The sequence below is a fragment of the Streptomyces sp. NPDC016459 genome, assembly GCF_040632845.1.
GTDB lineage: Bacteria > Actinomycetota > Actinomycetes > Streptomycetales > Streptomycetaceae > Streptomyces.
The window spans coordinates 782,576-808,633 of record NZ_JBEYCR010000002.1; the positions used below are offsets into that span (position 1 = coordinate 782,576).

At 72.4% G+C, this 26,058-nt stretch carries 22 protein-coding genes; 8 read left to right on the plus strand and 14 right to left on the minus strand.

Annotated elements, in window-relative coordinates:
- Positions 1 to 38: 38 nt before the first annotated feature.
- From ABZ567_RS09280 to ABZ567_RS09290, 3 genes are all read right to left on the minus strand, one after another.
- Positions 39 to 1,799 carry a glycoside hydrolase family 18 chitinase gene (locus ABZ567_RS09280; protein ID WP_360786525.1) on the minus strand — a complete coding sequence of 587 codons (1,761 nt, stop codon included), beginning with the start codon at positions 1,797 to 1,799 and terminating at the stop codon, positions 39 to 41.
- Positions 1,800 to 2,009: 210 nt separating this feature from the next.
- Entirely contained in the window at positions 2,010 to 2,654 is a 645-nt protein-coding gene (locus tag ABZ567_RS09285) for a response regulator transcription factor (RefSeq protein ID WP_360786211.1), read from the minus strand.
- On the minus strand, positions 2,651 to 3,892 hold the full coding sequence (locus tag ABZ567_RS09290) for a histidine kinase (RefSeq protein WP_360786213.1): 1,242 nt from the start codon (positions 3,890 to 3,892) through the stop codon (positions 2,651 to 2,653). Before ABZ567_RS09290 ends, ABZ567_RS09285 begins: the two co-directional genes overlap by 4 nt.
- Positions 3,893 to 4,044: 152 nt before the next feature.
- Between ABZ567_RS09290 and ABZ567_RS09295 the strand changes: the two genes are divergently transcribed.
- Positions 4,045 to 4,719, plus strand: coding sequence for a hypothetical protein (locus tag ABZ567_RS09295; protein ID WP_360786214.1), 675 nt, complete (start codon positions 4,045 to 4,047; stop codon positions 4,717 to 4,719).
- Here the strand turns inward: ABZ567_RS09295 and ABZ567_RS09300 are convergent.
- Positions 4,639 to 5,211 carry a cob(I)yrinic acid a,c-diamide adenosyltransferase gene (locus ABZ567_RS09300; protein WP_360786216.1) on the minus strand — a complete coding sequence of 191 codons (573 nt, stop codon included), beginning with the start codon at positions 5,209 to 5,211 and terminating at the stop codon, positions 4,639 to 4,641. The two genes, ABZ567_RS09295 and ABZ567_RS09300, sit on opposite strands and share 81 nt — an antisense overlap.
- 421 nt (positions 5,212 to 5,632) lie before the next feature.
- Here ABZ567_RS09300 and ABZ567_RS09305 point away from each other — a divergent pair, with 421 nt between their 5' ends.
- The 3 genes from ABZ567_RS09305 (at position 5,633) to ABZ567_RS09315 (ending at position 9,873) form a co-directional block, all read left to right on the plus strand.
- Positions 5,633 to 6,481: a 3-hydroxyacyl-CoA dehydrogenase family protein gene (locus ABZ567_RS09305; RefSeq protein ID WP_360786218.1), complete on the plus strand. Its 849-nt coding sequence runs from the start codon at positions 5,633 to 5,635 to the stop codon at positions 6,479 to 6,481.
- 126 nt (positions 6,482 to 6,607) lie between these two features.
- Positions 6,608 to 6,931 (plus strand): STAS domain-containing protein, encoded by a 324-nt coding sequence (locus tag ABZ567_RS09310; protein WP_190154759.1) that lies wholly within the window; start codon positions 6,608 to 6,610, stop codon positions 6,929 to 6,931.
- Between the two features lie 209 nt (positions 6,932 to 7,140).
- Complete coding sequence (locus ABZ567_RS09315) at positions 7,141 to 9,873, plus strand: ATP-binding protein (protein WP_360786220.1); 2,733 nt, start codon at positions 7,141 to 7,143, stop codon at positions 9,871 to 9,873.
- An 82-nt stretch (positions 9,874 to 9,955) separates the two neighbouring features.
- On the opposite strand, the gene nucS is transcribed toward ABZ567_RS09315, so the two are convergent.
- Positions 9,956 to 10,627 carry an endonuclease NucS gene (nucS, locus tag ABZ567_RS09320; RefSeq protein ID WP_360786222.1) on the minus strand — a complete coding sequence of 224 codons (672 nt, stop codon included), beginning with the start codon at positions 10,625 to 10,627 and terminating at the stop codon, positions 9,956 to 9,958.
- A gap of 270 nt (positions 10,628 to 10,897) precedes the next feature.
- Between nucS and ABZ567_RS09325 the strand changes: the two genes are divergently transcribed.
- Entirely contained in the window at positions 10,898 to 11,290 is a 393-nt protein-coding gene (locus ABZ567_RS09325; RefSeq protein WP_360786224.1) for an SCO5389 family protein, read from the plus strand.
- 107 nt (positions 11,291 to 11,397) lie between these two features.
- Here the strand turns inward: ABZ567_RS09325 and ABZ567_RS09330 are convergent, their stop codons facing one another.
- Complete coding sequence (locus ABZ567_RS09330; RefSeq protein ID WP_360786226.1) at positions 11,398 to 12,432, minus strand: LLM class flavin-dependent oxidoreductase; 1,035 nt, start codon at positions 12,430 to 12,432, stop codon at positions 11,398 to 11,400.
- Positions 12,433 to 12,628: 196 nt separating this feature from the next.
- Here ABZ567_RS09330 and ABZ567_RS09335 point away from each other — a divergent pair, with 196 nt between their 5' ends.
- The gene (locus ABZ567_RS09335; protein WP_360786228.1) at positions 12,629 to 12,955 is read left to right on the plus strand and encodes an ATP/GTP-binding protein; all 327 of its coding nucleotides are present in this window, start codon (positions 12,629 to 12,631) and stop codon (positions 12,953 to 12,955) included.
- Positions 12,956 to 12,965: 10 nt separating this feature from the next.
- Here ABZ567_RS09335 and ABZ567_RS09340 read toward each other — a convergent pair whose 3' ends face one another.
- From ABZ567_RS09340 to mce, 7 genes are all read right to left on the minus strand, one after another.
- Positions 12,966 to 13,799 carry an ABC transporter permease subunit gene (locus tag ABZ567_RS09340; protein ID WP_360786229.1) on the minus strand — a complete coding sequence of 278 codons (834 nt, stop codon included), beginning with the start codon at positions 13,797 to 13,799 and terminating at the stop codon, positions 12,966 to 12,968.
- The gene (locus ABZ567_RS09345; RefSeq protein ID WP_360786230.1) at positions 13,796 to 14,950 is read right to left on the minus strand and encodes an ATP-binding cassette domain-containing protein; all 1,155 of its coding nucleotides are present in this window, start codon (positions 14,948 to 14,950) and stop codon (positions 13,796 to 13,798) included. Before ABZ567_RS09345 ends, ABZ567_RS09340 begins: the two co-directional genes overlap by 4 nt.
- 191 nt (positions 14,951 to 15,141) lie before the next feature.
- On the minus strand, positions 15,142 to 15,921 hold the full coding sequence (locus tag ABZ567_RS09350) for an ABC transporter permease (protein WP_360786232.1): 780 nt from the start codon (positions 15,919 to 15,921) through the stop codon (positions 15,142 to 15,144).
- Between the two features lie 3 nt (positions 15,922 to 15,924).
- On the minus strand, positions 15,925 to 16,893 hold the full coding sequence (locus ABZ567_RS09355) for an ABC transporter ATP-binding protein (RefSeq protein ID WP_360786233.1): 969 nt from the start codon (positions 16,891 to 16,893) through the stop codon (positions 15,925 to 15,927).
- A gap of 88 nt (positions 16,894 to 16,981) precedes the next feature.
- On the minus strand, positions 16,982 to 17,917 hold the full coding sequence (locus ABZ567_RS09360; RefSeq protein WP_360786234.1) for a cellulose-binding protein: 936 nt from the start codon (positions 17,915 to 17,917) through the stop codon (positions 16,982 to 16,984).
- A gap of 114 nt (positions 17,918 to 18,031) precedes the next feature.
- A complete protein-coding gene (gene scy, locus ABZ567_RS09365; protein WP_360786236.1) occupies positions 18,032 to 22,522 on the minus strand; it encodes a polarized growth protein Scy in 4,491 nt (1,496 codons plus the stop codon).
- Positions 22,523 to 22,694: 172 nt separating this feature from the next.
- Complete coding sequence (gene mce, locus ABZ567_RS09370; protein WP_360786237.1) at positions 22,695 to 23,147, minus strand: methylmalonyl-CoA epimerase; 453 nt, start codon at positions 23,145 to 23,147, stop codon at positions 22,695 to 22,697.
- A gap of 137 nt (positions 23,148 to 23,284) precedes the next feature.
- Here mce and ABZ567_RS09375 point away from each other — a divergent pair, with 137 nt between their 5' ends.
- Positions 23,285 to 24,493 carry an acetyl-CoA C-acetyltransferase gene (locus tag ABZ567_RS09375; RefSeq protein WP_360786239.1) on the plus strand — a complete coding sequence of 403 codons (1,209 nt, stop codon included), beginning with the start codon at positions 23,285 to 23,287 and terminating at the stop codon, positions 24,491 to 24,493.
- Positions 24,494 to 24,521: 28 nt separating this feature from the next.
- Positions 24,522 to 25,478 carry a methylmalonyl Co-A mutase-associated GTPase MeaB gene (gene meaB, locus ABZ567_RS09380; protein WP_360786241.1) on the plus strand — a complete coding sequence of 319 codons (957 nt, stop codon included), beginning with the start codon at positions 24,522 to 24,524 and terminating at the stop codon, positions 25,476 to 25,478.
- A gap of 62 nt (positions 25,479 to 25,540) precedes the next feature.
- On the opposite strand, the gene ABZ567_RS09385 is transcribed toward meaB, so the two are convergent.
- The gene (locus ABZ567_RS09385; protein ID WP_360786243.1) at positions 25,541 to 26,017 is read right to left on the minus strand and encodes a MarR family transcriptional regulator; all 477 of its coding nucleotides are present in this window, start codon (positions 26,015 to 26,017) and stop codon (positions 25,541 to 25,543) included.
- Positions 26,018 to 26,058: the final 41 nt, after the last annotated feature.

Genomic DNA, 26,058 nt, shown 5'->3' on the forward strand with positions numbered 1-26,058 from the left:
GCTGCGCCGTCCCCCGCTTCTCGCTTCTCCGGCAGGGGCTAGTTCAGGCCGGTGTTGATGGCGCCGACGAGCTCGCCGTTGCCGGTGTCACCGCTGAACTCCCAGAAGAACGCGCCGCCCAGGCCCTGGTTCTTCGCCCAGTTCATCTTGGACGTGACCGTGGCCGGGGTGTCGTAGCTCCACCAGTTGGTGCCGCAGTGGGCGTACGCCGTGCCCGCGACGGTGCCGGTGGCCGGGCAGGAGCTCTTCAGGACCTTGTAGTCCTCGATGCCCTGCTCGTAGGTGCCCGCAGCCGGTCCGGTCGCCGTGCCGCCGGGGGCGGACTGGGTGACGCCGGTCCAGCCGCGTCCGTAGAAGCCGATGCCGAGCAGCAGCTTGTTGGCGGGGACGCCCTTCGCCTTGAACTTGGCGATCGCCTCGGCGGAGTTGAAGCCCGCCTGCGGGATGCCGGCGTACGAGGTGAGCGGGGAGTGCGGGGCCGTCGGGCCCTTCGCCGCCCAGGCGCCGAAGAAGTCGTACGTCATGACGTTGAACCAGTTCATGTACTGCGCGGCGCCCGCGTAGTCGGCGGCGTCGATCTTGCCGCCGGCGGAGGCGTCGGCCGTGACGGCCGCGGTGACCAGGTTGTTCGCGCCGAACTTGGCGCGCATGGCCTGCATCATGTTCTTGAAGGCGGCGGGACCGCTGGTGTCGCAGGAGAGACCGCAGGCGTTGGGGTACTCCCAGTCCAGGTCGATGCCGTCGAAGACGTCGGCCCAGCGCGGGTCCTCGACCAGGTCGTAGCAGGACTGGGCGAAGGCGGTCGGGTTCTGCACGGCCTGGCCGAAGCCGCCGGACCAGGTCCAGCCGCCGAAGGACCAGAGGATCTTGATGTTGGGGTAGGCCTTCTTCAGCTTGCGCAGCTGGTTGAAGTTGCCGCGCAGCGGCTGGTCCCAGGTGTCGGCGACGCCGTCGACGGACTGGTCGGCGGTGTAGGCCTTGTCGTAGTCGGCGTAGGCGTCACCGATGGTGCACTTGCCGCCCGTGACGTTGCCGAAGGCGTAGTTGATGTGGGTGATCTTGGACGCGGAGCCCGAGGTCACGATGTTCTTCACGTGGTAGTTGCGGCCGTAGACGCCCCAGTTCGTGAAGTAGCCCATCTTCACCGCGTTGGGGAGGGGCTGCCCGCCGCCTCCGCCGGTGGTGCGGACGGCGACCGGTCCGGCGGCGGGGCCGGTCTGGTCGACGGTGTCGCGGGCGACGACCGTGTAGCTGTAGTCGGTGCCCGCGGTCAGGCCCTGGTCGGTGTGGGTGAGGCCGGTGACCGTGGCGACCTTGGTGCCGTCGCGCAGGACGTCGTAGTTCTTGATGCCCTTGTCGTCGGTGGCCGCGGTCCAGGTGAGCTTCACCGAGGTGTCGGTGATGGCGGAGGCGGCGGGGGTGCCGGGGGCCGAGGGGGCGTTGTCGCCGGGCTGGCTGGTGCCGTCACAGGGGGCGCCGTTGATCTTGCAGCCGGTGGGGGCGCCGGGGCCGGCGCCGTTGTAGCCGAAGGAGACGGAGGCGCCGGGGGCGAGGGTCCCGTTCCAGCCGACGTTCTTGGCGGTCCAGTGGGTGCCGGAGCCGGTGACGGTGGCGTCCCAGGCGGAGGTGACGGATGTGCCGGCGGGGTAGTCCCACTCGACGGTCCAGGAGTTGATGGTGGTGGTGCCGGTGTTCTTCACCGTCCAGTTGGCACCGAATCCGGTGCCCCAGTCCTGGGTCTTGGTGTACGTGGCCGTGGCCGAGGTGGCGGCTTCGGCGGGGGTGGCGAGGCCGACCATGGCGGCCAGGGGCAGGATCAGGGCGGTCAGACCGGCGGCGGCACGGTGTCTGAACCCTGTTCTGCGCGTCGGTGCTTGAGTGCTCAACGGTGCTCCTCAAGTTGCGGACGGACAAGGGTGGGGGTGGTCCGTGAAGATGCGCGCGCCCCGCGAGCGTAGGAAGGTCTGGACCAATCGTCAAGAGGTCCAGACCAACGTCGCGGCCGTCCCTCAGACACCCAACTCCTGCGCCAGCACCGCCGCTTGTACCCGGCTCCGCAGCTCCAGCTTCCCCAGCACCTTGCTGACGTGCGTCTTCACCGTCGCCTCCGCCATGTCGAGCCGTACCGCGATCTCCGCGTTCGACAACCCCTGCCCGACCGCCGAGAGAACCTCCCGCTCCCGGGGCGTCAACGACGTCAGCACCGCGGGATCCGAGGTCCGCGCGGGCCGGCTCGGCGCCGCGAACTCCGCGATCAGCCGCCGGGTCACCGCCGGAGCGATCAGCCCCTCACCGCGCGCCACCGTCCGCACCGCGTCGATCAGCTCCCCCGCCTCCGCGTTCTTCAGGAGGAAACCGGCCGCGCCCGCCCGCAGCGCCCCGAAGACGTACTCGTCCAGATCGAACGTCGTCAGGACCAGCACGTCCGCGAGCCGCTCCGCGACCACGATCCCCGTCGCCGTCACCCCGTCCATCCGGGGCATCTGCACATCCATCAGGACCAGGTCCGGCCGCAGCTCCCGCGCCAGCTCCACCGCCCGCTCGCCGTCCGCCGCCTCCCCGACCACCTCGATGTCCGGCGCGCTGCCCAGGATGAGGACGAGCCCCGCCCGTACCGCGCTCTGGTCCTCGGCGACCACCACCCGTACCGTCATGCCCGCTCCCCGTCGTTCCTGTCCACGGGCAGCTCCGCCCGTACCCGCCATCGTTTCCGACCCCCGCCGTCCGGGACGGGACCCGCCTCGAAGACCCCGTCGAGCAGCGCCACCCGCTCCCGCATCCCCACCAGACCGGCCCCCGAACCGGGCGCGGTCGGCCCCGGGCGCTCCCCGTACGGACTCGACACCGTCACGAAGAGCGAGCCCGGACCCTGCGCGAGCGTGACCCGCACCTCACCCGGGGCCGCGTGCTTGAGCGCGTTCGTCAGCGACTCCTGCACGATCCGGTACGCGGCCAGCTCCACCGGCGCCGGCAGCCCTCCCGCCGACCCGCGGGTGTCGTCCAGGACGACGGCGAGCCCGGCGGGGCCGCCGTTCGCCCCCGCCTGCGTGACCAGCGCGTCGAGACCCGCCAGGGTGGGCGCGGCGGCCGGTTCCGTCTCGGCGCCGCTGTCCCGGAGCAGCCCGATGAGCCGGCGCATCTCCGTCAGGCCCGCCACGCTGTTCTCCCGGATCACGGTGAGCGCCTGCCGGGTGGTGGCCGGTTCGTCGAGCGACAGCGCGGCCGTCGAGTGGATCGCGATGGCCGAGAGATGGTTGGCCACCATGTCGTGCAGCTCGCGCGCCATCCTGGCCCGCTCCGCCGCCACCGCCTGTGCCCGGTCCATCTCGGCCAGGAGCGCCGTCTGCTCCGCGCGCAGCCGGGCGGCGTCCGCCGCGTTGCGGTGGTTGCGCACGATCGAGCCGGTCACCGCGGGCAGGAAGGAGAGCATGCCGGTGAGCGCGCCCACGAGCAGCGCGATCGCGTTCTGCCACCAGACGAGGAGGACGCCCGTGGTCGCGACGGTGATGAACCCCGTGGTGTAGGGGACGCGCCGGGCCAGGGCGGGCGTGCCGTAGACCACCGCCGCGTAGACCACGTCCGTGAACATCAGGATCGTGGCGAGATTGCCGTGGGTGAGCTGGTCGCCGACGATCGCCAGGGTGGCGACGACCAGGGCGAACCGCGGTGCGGTACGCCGCAGGGCCTCCGTCCCGGCCATCACGGTCAGCGGGATCAGCGTCGCCCAGCGCTGCCCGAAGACGTGGTCGTCCGTCACGTACAGCCCGAACGACCACAGGAGCAGACCGCCGGCGAGGCCGCTGACGGCGATGAGCAGGTCGACGCGGTGCGGGCGGGGAAACGCGGGGCGGCGCAGGGGCGGACGGGGGAGTTCCGGGCGGGGGAGCGTCACGTACTCATCCAACACGGCCGCCGGTGCCGCGACCTCCTCGTCCGGGCCGATCCGCCCCTCCGTCGAAGGATGTAGACGCAGTTCGTCACCGGCGACGACGCATGCCGCCGGAATGCACGGGACGCTGAGGGGGAACCGAAAGGGGAACCGCCGTGATCGTCACGCTGATCGTCGTCTGCGAAGTCGGCTTCTGGGTCCTGCTGGCCGCCGGACTCGCCGCCCGCTACGTGCTGCGGATGCCCCGGACGGGTGTCGCGATCCTGCTGTGCGAGCCGCTCCTGGAGGTCCTGCTCCTCGTCGTCACGGCGATCGACCTCAAGAACGGCGCCGACCCCAGCTGGAAGCACGGCCTCGCCGCCCTCTACATCGGCTACACCGTCGGCCACGGCCACCGCACCGTGAAGTGGCTCGACGGCCACGCCGCGCACCGCTTCGGCGGCGCCCCGCCGCCCCCGAAGCCGCCCAAGTACGGGATGGCCCGCGCCCGCCACGAGGGTGCGATCTGGCTCGGCTCGGTGGCCGCGGCGGCCGTCGCCTCGGGACTGCTGCTGCTCCTCGCGAGCTGGTACGTCGGCGACGACGGGAACACCGACGGGCTCCGCCACTGGATCTTCGTCGCCTGGCGTGCGACGGGCATCCACGGCCTGATCGCGCTCAGCTACGCGATCTGGCCGAAGAAGGCCCCGGAGGCCCCGCAGGCCCCGCAGAGCCCGCACGGCCTCTCGCGGGACTTCTCCCACGGGCCCTCAGCGGTCCCCGCCCGGGACCCAGAGGACGTCCCCGACCGCCTTGTTCGCGGTGCGCGCAAGGATGAAGAGCAGGTCTGACAGGCGGTTGAGGTACGTGGCCGTCAGGGCGTTCATCGTCTCGCCGTGGACCTCGATCGCCGCCCAGGTGGAGCGCTCCGCCCGCCTGACCACCGTGCACGCCTGGTGCAGCAGGGCCGCGCCGGGCGTGCCGCCCGGCAGGATGAAGGAGCGCAGCTTCTCCAGCTCCTCCAGGAAGCGGTCGCAGTCGGCCTCCAGCTTGTCGACGTACCCCTGCTCGACGCGGAGCGGCGGGTACTTCGGGTCCTCCACCACCGGCGTGCAGAGGTCGGCGCCCACGTCGAACAGGTCGTTCTGCACCCGGACGAGGACCTTCACGACCTCCTCGTCGAGCTGCCCGAGGGCGATCGCCGTACCGATGGCGGCGTTCGCCTCGTTGGCGTCGGCATAGGCCGAGATCCGCAGATCCGTCTTGGCGGTCCGGCTCATGTCGCCGAGCGCCGTGGTGCCCTGGTCGCCGGTACGGGTGTAGATGCGCGTCAGATTGACCATGGGCCCAGCCTAGGGCGTCGGCCCCGCAACCCCGCGAGCCGTACCGCCTCCTCCTCCCGCACCGCCGCGAGCACCCCGACGGCCGCGCCGAGGCCGATGACGGCGGCGGTGTTGAGGGTGCCCGCGCGCAGACCCCGCTCCCGGCCGCCGCCAGGAGCAGGGGGCGGGGGCGGTCCCCAGGGCGTACGGACGCATGACGGCGACTTCTCTCGATCGGACGACGGCCGTCGGACAGGGTGCCCTCGATGTCATACCTCCAGGGGGTATCGGGCGACCATGGGGACACCCGAACGGGGTGCCGTGAGTGTGACGTCCGTCAAACAAGGCGTGACGCGCATTACTTCGCGGTCACATGACGCCCCCCGACCGCTAATCTCCGCCGAGGAGCCAGAAGTGAACAGGCGTTGAGGGGTGGAACATCGTGGCCAGGAAGCTCGCCGTCATCGGGGCCGGACTCATGGGGTCCGGCATCGCGCAGGTCTCGGCACAGGCGGGCTGGGACGTCGTCCTGCGTGACGTCACCGACGCCGCCCTCACCCGCGGCACCGACGGCATCAAGGCGTCGTACGACCGGTTCGTCGCGAAGGGCAAGCTGGACGCCGCCGACGCGGAGGCCGCACTCGGCCGGATCACCGCCACCACCGAACTCGAAGCCGTCGCCGACGCGGACGTCGTCGTCGAGGCCGTCTTCGAGAACCTCGACGTGAAGCACGACATCTTCCGCGCGCTCGACAAGGTCGCCAAGGACGGCGCCGTCCTCGCCTCCAACACCTCCGCGATCCCGATCACCAAGATCGCCGCGGTCACCGGACGCCCCGAGGCCGTCGTCGGCACCCACTTCTTCTCCCCGGTCCCGATGATGCAGCTCTGCGAGCTCGTCCGCGGCTACAAGACCAGCGACGAGACCCTCGCCGCCGCCCGGGAGTTCGCCGAGTCGGTCGGCAAGACCTGCATCGTCGTCAACCGCGACGTGGCCGGCTTCGTCACCACCCGGCTCATCGCCGCCCTCGTCGTCGAGGCCGCCAAGCTCCAGGAGTCGGGTGTCGCCACAGCCGAGGACATCGACATCGCCTGCAAGCTCGGCTTCGGCCACGCCATGGGCCCGCTCGCCACGGCCGACCTCACCGGCATCGACATCCTGGTGAACGCCGCGAACAACATCTACACCGAGTCCCAGGACGAGAAGTTCGCACCGCCGGAGCTGATGCGCCGGATGGTGGACGCGGGTGACATCGGTCGCAAGAGCGGGCAGGGCTACTACAAGTACTGAGCCCGGCCCGCCATCCCACCCTCACCCTCCGGGGTGAATTTCGGTACCGGTTCGCTGACAAGGCGCAACGCTTCTGCCCGTGCGGCAGTCAGTTGTTGCAAGACGGAGCACTCTCGGGGAGCGCATATGCACATCAGGGGCGACCACGTCGAGCTGGTCGTCGGGGGCCGCCTCGACGTCCGCAGCGCGGCGGACGCCCGTACGGTCCTGCACTCGGCCGTCGACGACGGCGTCGGCGACCTGGTGCTCGACCTGACCGGCCTCGACTCCTGGGACGCCACCGGTCTCGGCGTCATCATGGGCGCCCACCGGCGTGCGGGCCGCTGCGGCCGGCGCCTCGTCCTGCGCGGGGTGCCGCCCCAGATGCAGCGGCTGCTCGTCGCCACCCGACTGCACCGCATCCTCGCCATCGAGGGCGGCCTCGCCCTGGAGTCCCTGCCCCGGATGTGAGCCCCAGCGACTCCCGTCCTCGGTGAAGGCGTCTGTGAAGCAGCTGTGTGAACCAGGCGTCACGCTCAATCCTCACAAGACCGTGACGTCTTGGTCTCGGGGGCACCCCACCTGTTCCCGGCCGCCTGACCACGGTCTAGGGTTCGGTCGCCTGCACATTGACGGACCCACCCGCGGGCACCGGACACCGCTTCTTGGGGGCTTGGACCATGGACCCGATCGACCGGGCGCCGGAGGAGTACGGACACGACGCCGAGGGTGACGACGCCCGCCACGGACGCGGTACGCCCGCACCGGCGCCCGCACCCGCGCGTGCCCGCGTCGTCCGGCTCGTCGCCGGCGACCTGCTCGTCACCGTCAACCCCGTCGACGGCAGCGAGGTCGAACCCTGCCCGCCCGGACAGGAACCCGCCGCCCCCCGCCCCCGCACCCCCGAGGAACGCGCCGAGGCCGCCCGCGCCGCGGCCCCGCTCGTCCCGGCGGGCCCCGCCGCGCCCCAGCTCCCCCTCCTCGAACGCCAGGAACAGCGCGAGCGCCTCGTCGGCATCCTCGGCCGCGGCCGCACCGCCCGTCTCACCGGCCCCGCCGGATCCGGCCGCACCGCCCTCCTCGACGCGGTCGCCGCCGACTGCGCCGGGCTCGCCCCCGACGGAGTCGTCCGGCTCTCCGGCCACCACCGCACCCCCTCCGAACTCCTCCACGAGCTCTTCGCCGCCGTCCGGTACGCCCCCGACCACCGGCCGGGCCGCGAGGCCCTCCTCGACCGGCTCCGCGAGATCGGCGCCGTCGTCGTCGTCGACGACCTGGAGTTCGGCGGCGCCGCCCTCGACGAACTCCTCGCCGCCGCGCCCGAGTGCGCCTTCCTCCTCGCCGCCCGCCCCGACGTCCCCGCCCCCTCGGCCGACGCCCACGTCGAGGAACTGCACCTCGCCGGCCTCGGCCGCGGCGCCGCCCTGAAGCTCCTGGAGAGCGCCGTCGGCCGTACCCTCACCGACGACGAGGCCAACTGGGCCGGCGACCTGTGGTTCGAGTCCGAAGGCCTGCCGCTGCGCTTCGTGCAGGCCGGCGCCCTGCTCCGCCAGCGCGACCGGCTGCGCGTCACCCCCGCCGAGTTCGACGCCTTCGGCGCCCTCGAAGAGGCCTTCGGGCCGACCGACCCCGACGCGGCCGCGGCCGTCGCCGCCGCCGCGTTCGACGGCATCGACGACCCCGACGTCGAACTCCGCGAGATACCTCTGCCCAGCCTCGGCGAGGGCGCCGCCCCCGCCGCCCTGCTCGCCTCCCGGCTCAGCCGCTCCGCCCAGACCACGCTCCGCTTCGCCGTCGCCCTCGGCGGCGAGGTCCCGCACCAGGCCCATCTGCCGGCCCTCGTCGGTGACACCCACGCCGACGCCGCCCTCGGCGAACTCATGGCCTGCGGCCTGCTCTCCCCGGTCGGACCCCGCTACCGGCTCGCCGCCGGCGTGCTCACCCAGCTCCTCGCCCAGGGGTACGAGACCGAGCCCGCCGCCCGCGCCCACACCGTCGCCCAGCACTACGCCTGGTGGACCGCCCACCCCTCCGTCACCCCGGAGCGGGCCGCCGCCGAATCGGACGCCCTCCTCGCTGCCCTGACCGTCCTGATTGCGGGCGCGGGCGCGGCAGGTGGAGCCGGGACCGGAACTGGCACCGGCACCGGACCCGGCATCCGCTCGGGCACCGCCGCCGCCGGAACCGGACCCGACGCCGCCGTCACCGCCGAGCACCGCGCCACCGCCGTCCTCCTCGCCCGCGCCGCCGCCCCCGCCCTCGCCGCCGGACTGCACTGGGGCGCCTGGGAGCGTGCCCTGCGCGCCGGACAGGAGGCCGCCCGGCTCACCGGCGAGGTCGCGGAGGAGGCCTACTTCCACCACGAGCTCGGCGTCCTCGCCCTCTGCACCGGCAACCTGGAGCGGGCCCGCGCCGAACTCGAAGCCTCCATCGCGCTGCGTGGTGTGCTCGCCGACAAGCGCGGCACCGTCGCCGGCCGCCGGGCGCTGGCCCTCGTCTCCGACCTCTCCGGGGAGCGCGGCACCCCGGCCCCGGCCGGCACGGAGGAGCCCGTCTCCCCGCCGCGCGGCACCCCCGCCCTCCCCGTACGGCAGGCGCCGGAGCCCGTCACGGCGCCGCTGCCGGGCGGGCCCGTACGGAAGGCCCCGCTGCCCGGCGGTGCCGGGCGGGCACCGGCAGCCGCCCCGGCCCCCGCGTTCCCCGGCTTCGCCGACGAGAGCCCGACGCTCCTCACCCGCCCCGAAGGTGACGACGCCGGCAGGCGCGGCCCGGTGACGGGCATCCTGAACCTGGCCCGCCGCAACCTCACCGCCGTCGGCGCGGGCGCGCTCCTCATCGCCGTCCTCGGCACCGTCGTGACCCTCGGCGCCACCTCCGGCAACGGCGAGGACCCGGCCACCAACCACGTCACCTCCGACAGCACCGCCACCCAGGGCTCCACCGACGACGGCTCCGACCCCGAGGAGCCGCCGGCCGAGGGCGAGGCGGGTGCGCCGAGCCAGAGCGGCGACCCCGCACCCTCCGACTCCCCGAGCCCTTCCGGCTCCGACAGCACCTCCCCGTCGGACCCGTCGGACGCGGCCACGTCCACCACGTCCGGTACGCCGTCGCCCTCGGACAGCCCGACGACCACGACGACCCCGACGGAGACGACGGCCCCGCCGACGACTCCGACCTTGACGAGCGGGCCGCGCCCGACGACCACGAGGCCGTCGCCGTCTTCGACGACACCGAAGCCGCCGAAGCCGACCACCACGTCGCCGACGACGGACCCGGAGCCGAGTACGACCCCACCGACGACGCCGCCGACCGTCGCGCCGACAACGACGCAGAACCCCAGCAACTCCGCCTCCGCCACCCTCGGCGGCCCGCCCGCCCCCGGCGCCTCCACCGGCTCCGGTACGCCCGCCTGACCGGCGTACGGGTACGACAACGGCCCCGGGCGCGTTCACCGCTCCCGGGGCCGTCCCCGTACCGCCGTCGTCTTCGGAACCGCTAGAAGAGCCGCAGCTTGTCGTCCTCGATGCCCCGCATCGCGTTGTAGTCAAGGACCACGCAGCCGATCCCGCGGTCCGTGGCGAGCACCCGGGCCTGCGGCTTGATCTCCTGCGCCGCGAAGACGCCCCGCACCGGCGCCAGGTGGGGATCGCGGTTGAGCAGCTCCAGGTAGCGGGTCAGCTGCTCGACGCCGTCGATCTCGCCGCGCCGCTTGATCTCCACCGCGATCGTCGCGCCGTCCGCGTCGCGGCACAGGATGTCCACCGGGCCGATCGCGGTCGGGTACTCGCGGCGGATCAGGGTGTATCCCTCGCCGAGGGTCTCGATGCGGTCGGCGAGCAGCTCCTGGAGGTGCGCCTCGACGCCGTCCTTGATGAGACCGGGGTCCACACCCAGTTCGTGCGAGGAGTCGTGGAGGATCTCCTCCATCGTGATGATCAGTTTCTCGCCCGCTTTGTTGATCACGGTCCAGACGCCGCCGTCACCGTCGGCACCCTCTTTCAGGGTGCACGGCGGGGACATCCAGTTGAGCGGTTTGTACGCCCGGTCGTCCGCGTGGATGGAGACGCTGCCGTCTGCCTTGATGAGGATCAGACGGGGTGCGGAGGGCAGGTGGGCCGTGAGCCGGCCCGCGTAGTCCACGGAGCAACGGGCAATGACGAGACGCATGGTCGGCAACGCTACAAGACGGGCGCTCCTCCGCGCGATTCGGGCACGGGCCGGGCAGGGGCCGGACGCGGGCCGGGCACCGCCGAGGCATGATCCTGAGCCGAACACCCGTCGGTTATCAGCCGGTTGTGCTCTCCATCTTCTGGTGCGGCCCGGACTGCGCGCTTACCGTGGAAGCTGGAGGTCGTCGTCCGTGCACGCTGCGTGGCGTACGGCGGCTTTCGCCCTGCCCGCAAGACCCCGCTTCGCGGGGTCGCGAGAGGAGAACCCATGTCGCTCGACGTCTCACCGGCACTGTTGGAACAGGCCGAGCGAGGCGAGGTCGACGAAGCCGACTTCGTCGACTGCGTCCGGACCTCCCTGCCCTTCGCATGGGAGATGATCAGTTCTCTGGTGGCTCAGCTGAAGGTCGACGGCGGAGAGTTCGCCGACAACCAGACGCCGCCGCCGAATGAGCAGGCACGTGGTCAGCTGCTGCGCGCGCTCGCGAGTGACGCCATTCGTGGCGCGCTGCAGCGGCACTTCGGGGTGCGTCTCGCCTTCCAGAACTGCCACCGCGTGGCGGTCTTCCCGCTGGACCCGGCTGTGGACGAGCGGCTCGCCCGCTTCACGTCCGTACGGGGGCAGCTGCTGAACCAGTCGCCGGGACTGCGCGACTGCTGAGACATGGTGCCGCCGCTCCGCTTCGTGGGAGACGTGGCCGACGCGTGCCGGCACGCGTCGACCACCAAGAGAGGCCGGAGCGGCGGTACGGTCCCGCGGGGCGGGACTCACAGCAGGAGCGGCAGGACCTCCGCGCCGAGCCGCCGGACGTTCTCCTCGGTCGCCGCGAGGTCACCCGAGCCCTCGGCGAGCAGGGCGAAGCGTGTGATGCCCGTACGCTCCGAGGTCGCCGCGAGCCGGTCCGCCGCGTGCCGGGGCGTGCCCACCGGGTGCAGCCCGCACAGCAGCTCCGTGTACGCCACGGGGTCCCGCATCGTCCGCTGCCGGCCGTCGACCGTCATGTGCGCGTCGAGTCCCTGCTTCAGCCAGCCCGGCATCGCCTTCACCAGCGCCTCCGCCGCGTCCGCGCCCCGGTCCGCGAGCTGGGCGACCCCCGCCGAGACATGGCAGGACCCGATCCGCGCGATCTCGTCCGGGTCCCGCCCGGCCTCCCGCGCGTACCGCGCCCAGGCATCGACCATCTCGGCCTTGTCCGCGTCACCGCAGTGCATTCCGAGCAGCATCGGCAGTCCCCGCTCGGCGGCGAGCCGCACACTCCGCGGGGAGGTGCAGGCCACCACCACCTCGGGGGACGCGTCCCCGCCGATCAGTTCGTCGGGGCGGGGCACCACCGGTACCTCACGGAAGGAGAACCGCTCTCCCCGGGCGCCGACGCGCGGCTCGGTGAGCCAGCGCAGCAGCAGGTCGAGCGATTCGGGGAAGCCCTTCTCGTACGCGTCGAGCCCCGCGCCGAAGACCTCCAGGTCCACCCAGGGCCCGCCCCGGCCCACCCCGAGGGTGAACCTGCCGCCCGAGGTGAGGTGCAGCAGTGCCGCCTGCTCGCCGAGGGCGACCGGGTGGACGGTCGGCAGCACACTCACCGCCGTGCCCACCCGCAGCCGTCGTGTGCGGCCGAGGAGCAGCGCGGCCAGCGTCACGGCCGACGGGCAGACCCCGTACGGCACGAAATGGTGCTCGGCCAGCCAGACCGAGTCGAGGCCCGCCTCCTCGGCGACCTCGGCGGTCCGCACCGCCCGGTGCAGGGCCTCACCCTGTCCCTGGCCCGGGAACTGGGCGGCCAGAACGAACGTACCCACGCGCATCGCTACTGCCTCCTCGCGGCCGACGCGTATCTCCTCCGCACAGGCAACAACGTCTGACACGTGCCATAGGCAACGGGCCTTCATGAAGTTCTTGCGATTTTCGGCTAAGCCGTGTCGGAGGGGGCCCGGGGCACCGGGTCGCGGCCCGTAGGCTTGAGGAAACGGTCCGTGTTCCCCGTCCCCGTGAGGTGTGCCCGTGTCCCCGCGCCACAACCGCTCCCGCGGCCGCGAGAAGCCCGTGCAGCAGGGCGACCACGGCGACCGGTTCGGCGGCGTGCAGCGCACCGAGTCCTGGCAGGGCGAGGAATGGTACGTCCGGCTCGTCGCCGGCGCGAGCGCACCCGGCAAGCGCTACCGCTGCCCCGGCTGCGACCAGGAGATCTCCGGCGGCGCCCCGCACGTGGTCGCCTGGCCGGAGTACGGGGGAGTGGACGACAGGCGCCACTGGCACAAAGCCTGCTGGAACGCGAAGGACCGCCGCACCACCAGGGTGCAGCGGTCCCGTAACGCGCCGAGGTACTGAGCCGCCGGCCCTACACGTCCCGGCTGTTCAGCAGGGCGAACGCGGCGGCCAGGACGACCCCCGTGACCCCGGTCATGATCAGCAGCGGTTCCCAGCCCGCGGGGCCCCCGTCGCCGAACGGCGCGGAGTCGGTGTACAGCGCGATCATCTGCGAGGGGATCGAGTAGGTGAGCAGGAACTCCTGCACCGACCTCAGCGCCTCGGAGAACATGAACATGGCGGCCACGAGCGGCAGCAGCAGGACACCGATCATCACCGTGATCGCGCCGGCCGAGTGCCGGACCACCGTCCCGATCGCCATCGACAGGAGCCCGAGCATCGCCAGGTAGGCGCCCGCGCCGACCGTCGCTCGCAGCCACCCGGCCGCCGACGGCTCCGCCGCGTCCACCATGCCGACCTGGGCAGCCCCCACGAGCCCCGCGACCGCCGTCGTGACCGTGAAGACCAGCAGGAAGAAGACGATCGCCTTCGCCGCGAGCACCCGGGCCCGGCTCGGGCAGGCCGTCAGGGTCGTACGGATCATGCCCGTGCCGTACTCGGAGGAGATCGTCAGCACGCCGAGGGTGATCACGCAGATCGAGGCGGGCAGCATCCCGAAGAAACCGAAGCCGAGCGCGGACTCCCCGCCCATCGGAGCCTCGGAGGCCGCGGCGATGGCGGCGACGCCGAGCCCGATGCTCAGCATCAGCAGGATCATCGTGCCGAGCGTCCACAGCGTCGAACGCACCGAGCGGATCTTCGTCCACTCGGAGGCGAGGGCGTCACCGAGGTTCGCCCTGCGGACCGGGATGGGGGAGACGTAGGAGTAGGGCGCCGGGGCGTGGTGCGGGGCGGGGGCGGTCATCGGGCGTCCTTGGGGGTGTCGCTCGGCTGAGGGGTGCCCGGCCGCGAGGCCGGAGGGGCGAACGGGCCCGACCCGGGAGCCTGGCCGTGAGCACCGGCGTACGGGTTCTGCCCGGGCGGCGGCGGGGCGTACCAGCCCTGCTGCGGCACGTCGTGGACCACCGGCTGCTGCGGCGGCATCCCGTAACCCGGCTGTCCGGGCTGCAGCGGCGGCTGGAGGTGGGCGAGCCGGTCGTCGGTGGAGCGGTAGTCCACGGCGCCCTGCGTCAGCCGCATGTACGCCTCCTCCAGGGAGGCCTGGTGCGGGGACAGCTCCCAGATCCGTACGTCCGCGTCGTGCGCCAGGTCGCTGATCCTCGGCAGCGGCAGGCCGGTCACCCGCAGCGCGCCGTCCGGCTCGGACAGCACCTGCCCGCCGGCCTCCGTGAGCGTCGCCGTGAGCTTCTCCCGCTGCCCCGGATCGGTCTGCGGGGTCCGCACGCGGGCGAAGTCGGCGGAGTTCGCCGAGATGAAGTCCGTGACGCTCATGTCCGCGAGCAGCTGCCCCCGGCCGATCACGATCAGATGGTCCGCCGTCAGGGCCATCTCGCTCATGAGGTGGCTGGAGACGAAGACCGTCCGGCCCTCGGCGGCCAGCTTCTTCATCAGGTTCCGGACCCAGAGGATGCCCTCGGGGTCCAGGCCGTTGACCGGCTCGTCGAAGAGCAGCACCTGCGGGTCGCCCAGGAGCGCCGCCGCGATGCCGAGCCGCTGGCCCATGCCGAGCGAGAAGCCCTTGGAGCGGCGCTTGGCCACGTCCTGGAGACCGACCACGCCCAGGACCTCGTCGACGCGCTGCGCCGGGATGCCGGCGAGCTGCGCGAGGGAGAGGAGGTGGCTGCGCGCGCTCCGCCCGCCGTGCACGGCCTTGGCGTCGAGCAGCGCGCCGACCTGCCGGGGCGCGTTCGGCAGCTGCCGGAAGGGGTGGCCGCCGATCGTGACGTGCCCCGCGGTGGGCCGGTCGAGCCCGAGGATCATGCGCATGGTGGTCGACTTGCCGGAGCCGTTGGGCCCCAGGAAGCCGGTTACGACACCGGGCCTCACCTGGAAGGAAAGGTTGTACACGGCCGTCTTGGCGCCGTAGCGCTTCGTCAGGCCGACTGCCTCGATCATTGTCCAGCCCCATCGACGGGTCGGTCGCATCCATGTCGGGGCGTGGCGGCCGCCGGCCGGAGCCCCCCGTATGAGCTAGGAGCCTATCGAGCCCTTGACGGTTCCCGCGAAGGGGGAGACCGCCCGTGGGCGGTCTCCCAGGGAAACCTCAGGGTTCTCCCCCAGGGGACTCCGGGGGAGGACCGGCGGGCTCAGGCGTCCCGCTTCTTCAGCACCAGATAGCCGCCGAGCAGCGCGGCCACCACCCAGAGCACCATGATCCCGAGCCCGCCCCACGGGCCGTACGGAGCCTCCTCCGTGTTCAAGGCGTCCGGCACCACCTGCATGATCGTCGCGCCGGCCTGGTCCGGGAAGTAGCGGGCCACCTCCTTGGCCTTCGGCACCTGCGACAGGATCTGCGAGACCAGGAAGAAGAACGGCATCAGGATGCCCAGCGAGAGCATCGACGAGCGCAGCATGGCCGCCACGCCCATGGAGAACAGCGCGATCAGACCCATGTAGAGACCGCCGCCGATCACCGCCCGCAGCACGTTGTCGTCGGTGATCGCCGCCCGGTGCTCACCGAGCAGCGCCTGCCCGAGGAAGAAGGAGAGGAAGCTCGTCGCGAGACCCACCAGGAGCGCGAGACCGCCCGCCACCGCGATCTTCGAGAACAGGAAGGTCGCCCGCTGCGGCACGGCGGCCAGCGAGGTGCGGATCATGCCGGAGGAGTACTCGGTCCCCACCACCAGGACACCGAAGACCACCATCGCCAGCTGCCCCAGGATCATCCCGGAGAAGCTGATCAGGGTCGGGTCGAAGGTGAGCCGCTCGGCCTCGCTCAGCTGGTCGAAGGTGGAACTCATCAACGCGGACACGGCCGCGCTCATCGCCACCGTCACGATGAGGGCGCTCGCCAGCGTCCAGACGGTCGACGACACCGTCCGGATCTTGGTCCACTCGGACTGCAGGACCGCGGATGCCGCTGCCATCGTTCAGGCTCCCTTGGAGGTCGTGCCCCACTGGGGGCCGGGCGCCGGAGCGCCACCGTGTACATCCGTACCGTGCGCGTGGTACTCCACCGCACCGGCCGTCATCTGCATGAAGGCCTCTTCGAGCGAGGCGCGCTGGGAGCTCAGCTCGTGCAGGACGAGACCGTTCTCCGCGGCCAGCTCGCCCAGCTTCTCGGTCGTCGCCCCGTCCACCTCGAGGGTGCCCTCGCCCGCCTCGACCGCGACGAACCCGTTGGTGTGCAGCACGTCCCTGAGTCGCTCCTGCTGCGGCGAACGCAGCCGCACATAACTCCGGGAATTCTGGTGGATGAAATCCGCCATCGACGTGTCGGCCAGCAGCTTTCCCTGCCCGATCACGATCAGATGATCGGCCGTCAGAGCCATTTCACTCATCAGATGGCTGGAAACGAAGATCGTCCGGCCCTCGGCCGCCAACGCCTTCATCAGATTGCGGATCCAGTGAATTCCCTCGGGGTCCAGGCCGTTGACAGGTTCGTCGAACATCAGGATCTCGGGGTCACCGAGCAGCGCGGACGCGATGCCGAGACGCTGCCCCATGCCGAGGGAGAAACCCTTCGGCTTCTTCTTCGCGACCTGCGTCAGACCCACCAGGTCCAGCACCTCTCCCACCCGGCGCTCCGGGATCCGGTTCGACTGCGCCAGACACAGCAGGTTGTTGTACGCGGAGCGGCCGCCGTTCATCGCCTTGGCGTCGAGCAGCGCCCCGATGTGCTTCAGCGGCTCGTTCAGCTCCCGGTAGTGCTTGCCGTCGATCCGGACCGTCCCGCTCGTCGGGTTGTCCAGGTCCAGCATCATCCGCATCGTCGTCGACTTGCCCGCCCCGTTCGGCCCGAGGAAGCCGGTGACCACGCCAGGACGCACCTGGAAGGACAGCTGGTCGACCGCGGTCTTCGCCCCGTAACGCTTGGTCAGGCCTTCAAGCTCGATCATGCGTACCAACCTACGGGCGCGCAAAACCCCCCGCCACCGGAATGACGGGGGGTCCGGGCAACGCTACGCAGTTGTTACCAGGAGTGCGTCAACGGGACTGCTGGGCCGGGACACCGGCCGCGCGCTCGTCGTCGATCGGGGAGCCGGCCGCCGCCACCGCGGCACCGGTCAGCGTCGCCAGCATCTCGCGGACGTTGGTCAGCTGCGCGTTGATCGAGTCCCGGCGGTTCGTCAGGGCCGCCAGCTCGCGCTCCGATTCGCTGCGGATCCGGTCGGCCTTGGCGTTCGCGTCGGCCACGATGTCCTCGGCCTGGCGCTGCGCGGTCTCGACCGTCTGACGGGCCCGGCGCTCGGCGTCCGTCCGGAGCTTCTCGGCCTCGAGGCGGAGCTGCTCGGCGCGGTGCTCGATCTCCGCCAGGCGCTTCTCGGCCTTCGCCTGACGCGAGGCCAGGTCGCGCTCCGACTGCTCACGGCGCTTCGCCAGGTTCGTCTCGAAGTCCGCGGCGGCCTGGGCGGCCTTGGCGCGGGTCTCCTCGAAGAGGGCGTCCGCCTCCTCACGCTTCGACTGCGCGTCCTTCTGCGCCTCGGCACGCAGCGAGTTGGCCTCGCCCTGCGCCTTCTCGACGATCCGGACGCCCTCGTCCTCGGCCTTCGACTTGCGCTCGGCCGAGAACGACTCCGCGTCGTTGCGCACCTGCTGGGCGGCCGACTCGGCCAGCTCGCGGTGCTGCTCGGCGGCGCGACGGGCCTCCTCACGCAGGTCCTTCGCCTCCTCCTCGGCGAGCCGGAGGATCTTCTCGACCCGGGCCCCGAGTCCCGCGTACGACGGCTCGGCGTCGGTGACCTGCGCCTGGGCGTTCTGCGTCTCGAGGTGGAGCTCCTCGATGCGCTTCTCCAGGGAGGTGATGCGGGACAGAGCATTGTCACGGTCGGACACGAGCTTGGTAATGCGGTCGTCCACCTGACCGCGGTCGTAACCGCGCCGCACGAGCTCGAAGCCGAAGGGGGAGGATGTGTCGCTCATGGGTTTCCTGTCGAATGAGACCGGTGAGGTGTTAGAGGGAATCCTAGGGGCCGAAGCGGCGTGTCATCGAGCGTATGCCCGTTTGATCTGGAGAATGTCCAGCCTTTTGAGTGGCTAGCCGTCCTGGGTCTTGCCACTCGAACGAGTGGACCCCGCTGACGCGCCCGCCGCCGCGGTGGACTTCGCACCCGCAGAAGGAGTCTCGAAAGACTCCAACGCCTCCAGGACGTCCTGGACACGGGAGATCTCGGCATTGATGTCCTTGCGGCGCCGCACGAGCACCTCCAGTTCGCGCTGGCCCTCCTCGACCGTCTTCTCGGCCTCGGCCTGCGCCTCGGCCCTGATCCGCTCGGCCTCCGCCTTGATGCCCTCGGCCTCCGCGACCAGCGAGGCCTTCTTCTGCTCGGCCTCCTTGAGGAGCGCCTCCGCCTTGCGGACCGCGGCGATACGGACCTTGCTCGCCTCCGAACTCGCCTCGGAGACCAGCTCCTTCGCCTTCTCCTCGGCCTCGGCGCGCTGCTCCGTCGCGGCCGCCACCAGCTTGTCGACCCGCTCGCCCGCCGTCTTCATCTGCTCGGCGCTCTCACGGCGCGCCCGCTCGTGCAGCTCCTCGACCTCGCTCTCGACCCGGCTCCGCAGCTCCTCGGCCCGGTCCCTTATGGCCGTCGCGTCGCCGCGCGCCCCGACGAGGAGCTCGTCCGCGTCCGTACGGGCCTTCTCCACCAGCGAGTTGCCCTCGACGGTCGCCTCGGCGACGATCCGCTCGGCCTCCTTGCGGGCCGCGCCGACCATCGTGTCCGCCTGCGACTCGGCCTCGGTGGTGGCGCGCAGCGCCTCCTCCTGGGCCTTCGCGATGAGCTGGTCCGCCTGCTCGGCCGCGTCCGAACGCTTCCGGGCGCCGGCCTCCCGCGCCTCGTCGAGCGTGCGGTCCGCCTCCTCGCGGGCCTCCGACCGCATCTGTTCGGCAGCCGCCTCGGCGTCCGCCCTCAGCCGGTCCGACTCGGCACGGATCCGCTCGGCGTCCCGCTGTGCCGAACCCACCGTCGACTCCGCCTCGGCGCGCGCGTCCGCCGTGACCGCGTCGGCGAGCTCGCCCGCCTCCCGGGTGACGCGCTCGGCCTCGGCGTTCGCCTCGCGGGTGACCCGGTCCGCCTCCGCGTTCGCCTCGCGCGTGAGCCGCTCGGCCTCCGAAGTGGCCTTCGCGAGGAGCGCGTCGGCCTGCTCGGCGGCGTCCGAGCGACGCTTGTCGGCCGCCTCGCGGGCCTCGTCGAGGACCCGCTCGCCGTCGGCGAGAGCCGCGGCCCGCAGGGCCTGCGCGTGCGCCTCCCCGTCGATCTTGACCTGCTCGGCCTCGGTACGCAGGCGGTGGGCGTCCTGCTCGGTGCTCTCCATGAGCTCGACCGCCTCGGCGGTGAGCCGCTCGGCCCGGGCGTTCGCCTCGCGCGTCAGCCGCTCGGCCTCCGAAGTCGCCTTCGCGAGGAGCGCGTCGGCCTGCTCGGCGGCGTCCGAGCGACGCCTGTCCGCGGCCCCGCGGGCCTCGTCGAGCACCTGCTCGGCTTCCGCGAGGGCCGCCGTCCGCAGCGCCTCCGCGTGCGCCTCGCCCTCGGCCCTGACCTGCTCGGCCTCGGTACGCAGACGCTGGGCGTCCTGCTCGGCGGTCTCCATGAGCTCGACCGCCTCGGCGGTGAGCAGCTCGGCCTGACCCGTCGCCTCCGCGAGCAGCGCGTCCGCCTGCTCGGCGGCGTCCGAGCGGCACTTGTCCGCGGCCTTGCGGGCCTCGTCCAGGACCCGCTCCGCCTCGGCGGCGATCCGCTCCGCCTCCGTACGCGCCTCACCGACCACCGACTCGGCCCGCTCGGCGGCCTCCGAACGGATCCGGTTCGCGTCCTCGCGGGCGTCCGCCCGGGTCCGGGCCGCGTCCTGCTCGGCCGCGGCGAGCGAATCCGTCACCTCGGTCCGTACCCGCTGCGCGTACTCGGCGGTGTCCGACCGCAGCTTCTCCGACTCGGCGATCGCGTCCGTGACCGTCCGCTCGGCCAGCGCCTTCGCGGCCTCCGTCTCCTCGTGGGCCCGCGCCCGGACCCGGCCGGCGTCCTCGGTCGCCCGCTCCCGCTCCTCGTGCGCGTCGGCGCGGACCCGGTCCGCCTCCTCCTGCGCCTCGGTGCGCGTCCGCTCCGCCGCGTGCTCGGCGGCACTGCGCAGCCCGGCGATCTCCTCCTCGGCCTGCTCGCGCAGGCCCGCCACCGAGTCCCGGACCTCCTGCGCGGTGTGCTCGGCCGCGGTGACCATCTCGGTGGCCCGCGCGTCCGCCTCCTCGACCAGGCGCTGCGCCTCGACCTGCGCGTCCTCGCCCCGCTTGCGGGCGGCGGCGAGCAGCTCCTCCGACTGCGCGCGGGCGTGCTCGCGCTCCCGGCCGGCCTCGGAACGGGCCGACTCCAGCGTCTCCTCGGCCTCCCGGCGTCGCCGGACGGCCTCCTCCTGCGCGGCGGCGAGGGCTTCGGCGGCCTCGGCCGCGACCCGCTCGGCCGCGGCGGCGGCCTCGGCCCGCACCCGGTCCGCGGTCTCCTGTGCCTCCGACCGCAGTCGCTCGGCCTCCTCGGCGGCCTCCGTGCGCAGCCGTACCGCCGCGCTCTCGGCCTCCGTACGCGTGGTCGAGGCGTCCGACGCGGCCTCGGCGCGCAGCCGCTCCGCCTCCTGCTCGGCCTGCTCCTGGAAGGAACGGATCCGCTCGGCGGCCTCGGTCCGCAGCCGCTCCGTCTCCTCGGCGGCCTCGCGGCGGATCCGCTCGCCCTCGGCCCTTGCGTCGGTCAGCTCCTCGCCCGCGGCCGCCACCTTCGCCTCGGCGTCGGTGTGCAGCCGGGTCAGCTCCTCGGCGGCCTCCGCCCGGCGCGCCTCGGCGGCCCGCTCGGCGTCCGCGCGCAGCGCGGCCGCGGCCTTCTCGGCGGCGTCCTTGACCGACTCGGCCTGCTCCTCGGCCTCGGCGCGAAGCCGCTCGGCCTCCGCGCGGGTGCGCTCCAGGGTCTCCTCGGCCTGGGTCCGGAGCGTCTGGGCGCGCTCCATGGCCTCCGACTTGACCCGCTCGCTCTCGGCACCGGCCTTGGTGCGCAGCCCGTCGGCGTCCGTACGGGCCTTGGTGAGCAGCTCCTCGGCGGTCCTCGCGGCCTCCTCGATCTGCTGGACGGCCTCACGGCGCGCCTCGCCGCGGATCCGCTCGCCCTCGTCGACGGCCTCGGCGCGCAGCTGCTCGGCCTCGCCGCGCAGCCGGCGGGCCTCCTCCTGGAGCTCGACCGTCTTGGCGCGGTACTCCTTGGTGTCGTCCTTCGCCGAGCCGAGCAGCTCGTCGGCCTGCTCCTCGGCCTGGGAGCGCAGCCGGTCGACCTCGGTCTCGGCCTCGCGGCGGATCCGCTCGGCCGCCTCCGCGGCCTTGCGGGTGGTCTCCCGGGCGTCCTCGGACGCCTTGGTGAGGATCTCCTCGGCGTTGCGCGCGGCCTTGGCGAGTGCGGCGGCGGAGTCCTCGGCCGCGGCCGTACGGGCCTTCTCCGACGCCTCGGCGACGAGCTTCTCCGCCTCGGCGGTCGCCTCGCGCAGCTTCTCCTCGGCCTCGGCCTTGAGCGCTTCGGCGTCCTTGGTGGCCTCGCCGACGAGCCGGGCGATCTCCGTCTTCGCGGTGCGGGTGCGCTGCTCGTTGACCGTCTCGGCGGAGGCGAGCTGCCTGGCCGCGGCCTCCTTGGCCTCCGCGAGGGCCTTCTCGGCCTCGGCGCGGGCCAGGCGGAGCTTCTCCTCGGCCTCCTGCATGCGCTGCTCGGCGGCACGGGAGAGTTCGGTGGCCTGACGGCGGGCCTGGTCGGTCTCGGCGGTGGTGGTCGAGCGGAGCTGCTCGGCGTGGCTGGTGGCCTCCTGCGCCTGGCTGGAGGCGGCGCTCAGGAGCCGCTCGGCGTCCTTGCGGGCACGCAGCAGGATCGCTTCGGCCTCGGCACGGGCCGACTCGGCCTCGGCGCCGACCCGGCGACTGGTCTCCTCGGCGAGCCGGGTGGCCTCGGCGCGGGCGGCGGCGAGCGACTGCTCGGCCTCCGCGCGGGACTCCTCCATCAGTCGGCGGGCCTGGGCCTCCGTACGGGCGCGGAGCTGCTCGGCCCAGGCGACGTTCTCGTTGACGTGCGCCTCGACGGTCTGCCGGCGCTCGTTGAGTTCCTGGTCCAGCTGCTGGCGCCGCTGCACGGCCTCGTTGTGCAGCTCGGCCTGGAGCCGGGCCTGGTGCTCGGCGTGCTCCTGGAGGATCCGCTGCGTCTGGGCCCGGGCCTCGCGCAGCTCCCGCTCGGCGTCCTGGCGCAGCTGCTCGGCCTGGGCCTGCGCGTTCCGCAGCAGCTGCTCGGCCTGGTAGCCGATGTCGGCGCTGTCGTACGCGGGCCTGGACGCGATGGTGCGGCGCGCCTCGTGGAGCTTGGCGCGCAACACCTCGACCTGGTATCCGAGGTCCTCGGCGTGCTGGACGGCCTTCTCGCGCTCGGTCTTCAGCCGGTCCATCTCGGCTTCGAACCTGGCGAGATGGTCGTCTTCAGCTCGGTGGCTCTCCTGGCGTTCGTAGCCCCGCACTGCGCGGTCCATCCGTCCCCTGGTCGCAACACTCCAACGAGCACGCCCTCACGGCCGAGGACGGACCCCCGGGGGATCGTGACAGATCGGACGACCCCGACATCCCGACTTCGGTGCCGCACGGAGCGGCCCCGACCGGCCCCGGCCCGGAGTCGCCCACTCTACCGGGCCAGGAATCCGGAGGTCAGTGCTCCGCTGAGGAGTGGTCAGCGGACGGGGCCGCGGAGGTGACCAGTTCCGTGAGCACCCCGTGGCAGTCCTTGGGGTGGAGGAAGGTGATCCGGGAGCCCATGGAGCCGATCCTCGGCTCGTCGTAGAGGACCCGCACGCCCTTGCCGCGGATGGCGTCCGCGTCCCCGTCGACGTCCGCGGTCCCGAAGGCGATGTGGTGCACGCCCTCGCCGTTCTTGGCGAGCCACTTGCCCACCGCCGAGTCCTCCCGGGTCGGCTCCAGGAGCTGGAGGTACGAGGCGCCGCCGTCCGAGGTGTCGTTGATCTTCAGCATGGCCTCGCGGACGCCCTGCTCCTCGTTGACCTCGGAGTGGAAGACCTCGAAACCGTACGTCGCACGGTAGAACTCGACAGTCCGGTCCAGGTCGAAACAGGCGATCCCGATGTGGTCGATTCGCGTCAGCATGCCTCCAGTGCAACGCCGGGAAGGTGGTTACGCAACGTGCGCGCCGTCACACCGGCTGCCCGGTGACCGGGCGCGGCGCCCCTCAGTACATTGGCGGTAAACCCTCGTTCACTCCTCATCCCTAGGGGCCGTGCCTCATGTCTGGAACGACCGGTACCACCTCAGTGATCGTCGCGGGAGCCCGCACGCCCATGGGTCGCCTGCTCGGCTCGCTCAAGTCCTTCTCGGGCGCGGAGCTCGGCGGCTTCGCCATCAAGGCGGCCCTCGACCGGGCCGGCATCGGCGGCGACCAGGTCCAGTACGTGATCATGGGCCAGGTGCTCCAGGGCGGCGCCGGGCAGATCCCCGCCCGCCAGGCCGCCGTCAAGGCCGGCATCCCCATGAGCGTCCCCGCCCTCACCATCAACAAGGTGTGTCTGTCGGGCCTCGACGCCATCGCCCTGGCCGACCAGCTGATCCGCGCCGGCGAGTTCGACGTCGTCGTCGCCGGCGGCCAGGAGTCGATGACCAACGCCCCGCACCTGCTCCCGAAGTCCCGCGAGGGCTTCAAGTACGGCGCCATCGAGATGCTCGACTCCATGGCGTACGACGGCCTCACCGACTCCTTCGAGGGCATCGCCATGGGCGAGTCCACCGAGAAGCACAACACCCGCCTGGGCATCAAGCGCCCCGAGCAGGACGAGATCGCCGCCCTCTCGCACCAGCGCGCCGCCGCCGCCCAGAAGAACGGCGTCTTCGAGGCCGAGATCACCCCCGTCGAGATCCCGCAGCGCAAGGGCGACCCGGTGATCTTCGCCAAGGACGAGGGCATCCGCGCGGAGACCACCGCCGACTCCCTCGGCAAGCTCCGCCCCGCCTTCGCCAAGGACGGCACGATCACCGCCGGCACCTCCTCGCAGATCTCCGACGGCGCCGCCGCCGTCGTCGTCATGAGCAAGGCCAAGGCCGAGGAACTCGGCCTCGAGTGGATCGCCGAGATCGGCGCCCACGGCAACGTGGCGGGTCCCGACAACTCGCTCCAGTCGCAGCCGTCCAACGCCATCCGGCACGCCCTGAAGAAGGACGGCCTGACCGTCGACGACCTCGACCTCATCGAGATCAACGAGGCCTTCGCCGCCGTCGCCGTCCAGTCGATGAAGGACCTCGGCGTCACCTCCGAGAAGGTGAACGTCAACGGCGGCGCCATCGCCCTCGGCCACCCGATCGGCATGTCCGGCGCCCGCGTGGTGCTCCACCTGGCCCTGGAGCTCAAGCGGCGCGGCGGCGGCGTCGGCGCGGCCGCCCTGTGCGGTGGCGGCGGCCAGGGCGACGCGCTGATCGTGCGCGTCCCCGGCAACGGCAAGTAAGCACCCGGTCAGGCAAGGAGCAGCGCAGATGGTGGACGTCCCCGAACTCGTCGCCCAGGCACGGGAGGGCCGGCCGCGGGCCGTGGCCCGGCTCATCTCCCTCGTCGAGGGGGCGTCCCCCCAGCTGCGCGAGGTGATGGCGGCCCTCGCGCCGCTCACCGGCGGCGCGTACGTGGTGGGTCTGACGGGCTCGCCCGGGGTCGGCAAGTCCACGTCGACGTCCGCGCTCGTCTCCGCCTACCGGCGGGCCGGCAGGCGGGTCGGCGTCCTGGCCGTCGACCCGTCGTCGCCGTTCAGCGGGGGAGCGCTCCTCGGCGACCGGGTCCGGATGTCGGAGCACGCCTCCGACCCCGGCGTCTACATCCGCTCCATGGCGACCCGGGGCCATCTGGGCGGGCTCGCCTGGTCCGCCCCGCAGGCCATCCGCGTCCTGGACGCGGCCGGCTGCGAGGTGATCCTCGTGGAGACCGTCGGCGTCGGGCAGTCCGAGGTCGAGATCGCCTCCCAGGCCGACACCTCGGTCGTGCTCCTCGCCCCGGGCATGGGCGACGGGATCCAGGCCGCCAAGGCGGGCATCCTGGAGATCGGCGACGTGTACGTGGTCAACAAGGCCGACCGGGACGGCGCGGACGCCACCGCCCGCGAGCTCAACCACATGCTGGGCCTCGGCGAGGCGCGGGGCCCGGGCGACTGGCGGCCGCCGATCGTCAAGACGGTCGCCGCGCGCGGCGAGGGCGTCGACGAGGTCGTGGAGGCCCTGGAGAAGCACCGCGCCTGGATGGAGGAGCACGGCGTCCTCGCGGAGCGCCGTCGCTCCCGTGCCGCGCGCGAGGTGGAGACCATCGCGGTCACCGCCCTGCGCGAGAGGATCGGCGACCTGCACGGCGACCGGCGCCTGGACGCCCTGGCGGAACGGATCGTGGCGGGCGACCTCGACCCGTACGCGGCCTCCGACGAGCTGGTCGCGAGCCTGACGGGCAACTGAGCACGTACGCGTGAGGGCCTCCCCGGATCGACGGGGAGGCCCTCACGCGTAGGCGGGGGCGGCTACGGCTTGCCGCGTCGTCCGCGCAGCTGTTCCGCGACCGGCTTCAGGGACTCGTGGAGGTCACCGAGGGCCTCTCCGCCGATCTGGTCGATGAAGTGCTTGCGCACCGACTCGACGTGGTGCGGGGCGACCTTGCGCATGGTCTCCATGCCGTCGTCGGTGAGGACGGCGTACAGCCCGCGGCGGTCGGACTCGCAGTTCTCCCGCCGGACGAGCCCGGCGGTCTCCATCCGGGTGATCTGGTGCGAGAGCCGGCTCTTCGACTGGAGGGTGGCCGCGGCGAGATCGCTCATGCGCAGCCGCCGCTCCGCCGACTCCGAGAGGTTCACCAGGATCTCGTAGTCGTTCATCGTCAGACCGAAGGGCTGGAGGTCCTTCTCCAGCTGGTACGTCAGCATTCTCTGGACGTCCAGGAAGGTGCGCCAGGCGCACTGCTCGCCGTCGGTGAGCCACGGGGTGGCGATCTCGGTCTCCATATATGGATTCTACCTAAGAAGTTGAATGCTTGACGAAATCT

What these genes read in the sequence shown, in the direction of transcription:
- ABZ567_RS09280 (WP_360786525.1), bottom strand. Translation starts at nt 1,799, where the DNA reads ATGGTCGGCCTCGCCACCCCCGCCGAAGCCGCCACCTCGGCCACGGCC.
- ABZ567_RS09285 (WP_360786211.1), bottom strand. Translation starts at nt 2,654, where the DNA reads ATGACGGTACGGGTGGTGGTCGCCGAGGACCAGAGCGCGGTACGGGCG.
- ABZ567_RS09300 (WP_360786216.1), bottom strand. Translation starts at nt 5,211, where the DNA reads ATGGTCAATCTGACGCGCATCTACACCCGTACCGGCGACCAGGGCACC.
- ABZ567_RS09310 (WP_190154759.1), top strand. Translation starts at nt 6,608, where the DNA reads ATGCACATCAGGGGCGACCACGTCGAGCTGGTCGTCGGGGGCCGCCTC.
- ABZ567_RS09315 (WP_360786220.1), top strand. Translation starts at nt 7,141, where the DNA reads ATGGACCCGATCGACCGGGCGCCGGAGGAGTACGGACACGACGCCGAG.
- nucS (WP_360786222.1), bottom strand. Translation starts at nt 10,627, where the DNA reads ATGCGTCTCGTCATTGCCCGTTGCTCCGTGGACTACGCGGGCCGGCTC.
- ABZ567_RS09325 (WP_360786224.1), top strand. Translation starts at nt 10,898, where the DNA reads ATGTCGCTCGACGTCTCACCGGCACTGTTGGAACAGGCCGAGCGAGGC.
- ABZ567_RS09330 (WP_360786226.1), bottom strand. Translation starts at nt 12,432, where the DNA reads ATGCGCGTGGGTACGTTCGTTCTGGCCGCCCAGTTCCCGGGCCAGGGA.
- ABZ567_RS09340 (WP_360786229.1), bottom strand. Translation starts at nt 13,799, where the DNA reads ATGACCGCCCCCGCCCCGCACCACGCCCCGGCGCCCTACTCCTACGTC.
- ABZ567_RS09345 (WP_360786230.1), bottom strand. Translation starts at nt 14,950, where the DNA reads ATGATCGAGGCAGTCGGCCTGACGAAGCGCTACGGCGCCAAGACGGCC.
- ABZ567_RS09350 (WP_360786232.1), bottom strand. Translation starts at nt 15,921, where the DNA reads ATGGCAGCGGCATCCGCGGTCCTGCAGTCCGAGTGGACCAAGATCCGG.
- ABZ567_RS09355 (WP_360786233.1), bottom strand. Translation starts at nt 16,893, where the DNA reads ATGATCGAGCTTGAAGGCCTGACCAAGCGTTACGGGGCGAAGACCGCG.
- ABZ567_RS09360 (WP_360786234.1), bottom strand. Translation starts at nt 17,917, where the DNA reads ATGAGCGACACATCCTCCCCCTTCGGCTTCGAGCTCGTGCGGCGCGGT.
- scy (WP_360786236.1), bottom strand. Translation starts at nt 22,522, where the DNA reads ATGGACCGCGCAGTGCGGGGCTACGAACGCCAGGAGAGCCACCGAGCT.
- mce (WP_360786237.1), bottom strand. Translation starts at nt 23,147, where the DNA reads ATGCTGACGCGAATCGACCACATCGGGATCGCCTGTTTCGACCTGGAC.
- ABZ567_RS09375 (WP_360786239.1), top strand. Translation starts at nt 23,285, where the DNA reads ATGTCTGGAACGACCGGTACCACCTCAGTGATCGTCGCGGGAGCCCGC.
- meaB (WP_360786241.1), top strand. Translation starts at nt 24,522, where the DNA reads ATGGTGGACGTCCCCGAACTCGTCGCCCAGGCACGGGAGGGCCGGCCG.
- ABZ567_RS09385 (WP_360786243.1), bottom strand. Translation starts at nt 26,017, where the DNA reads ATGGAGACCGAGATCGCCACCCCGTGGCTCACCGACGGCGAGCAGTGC.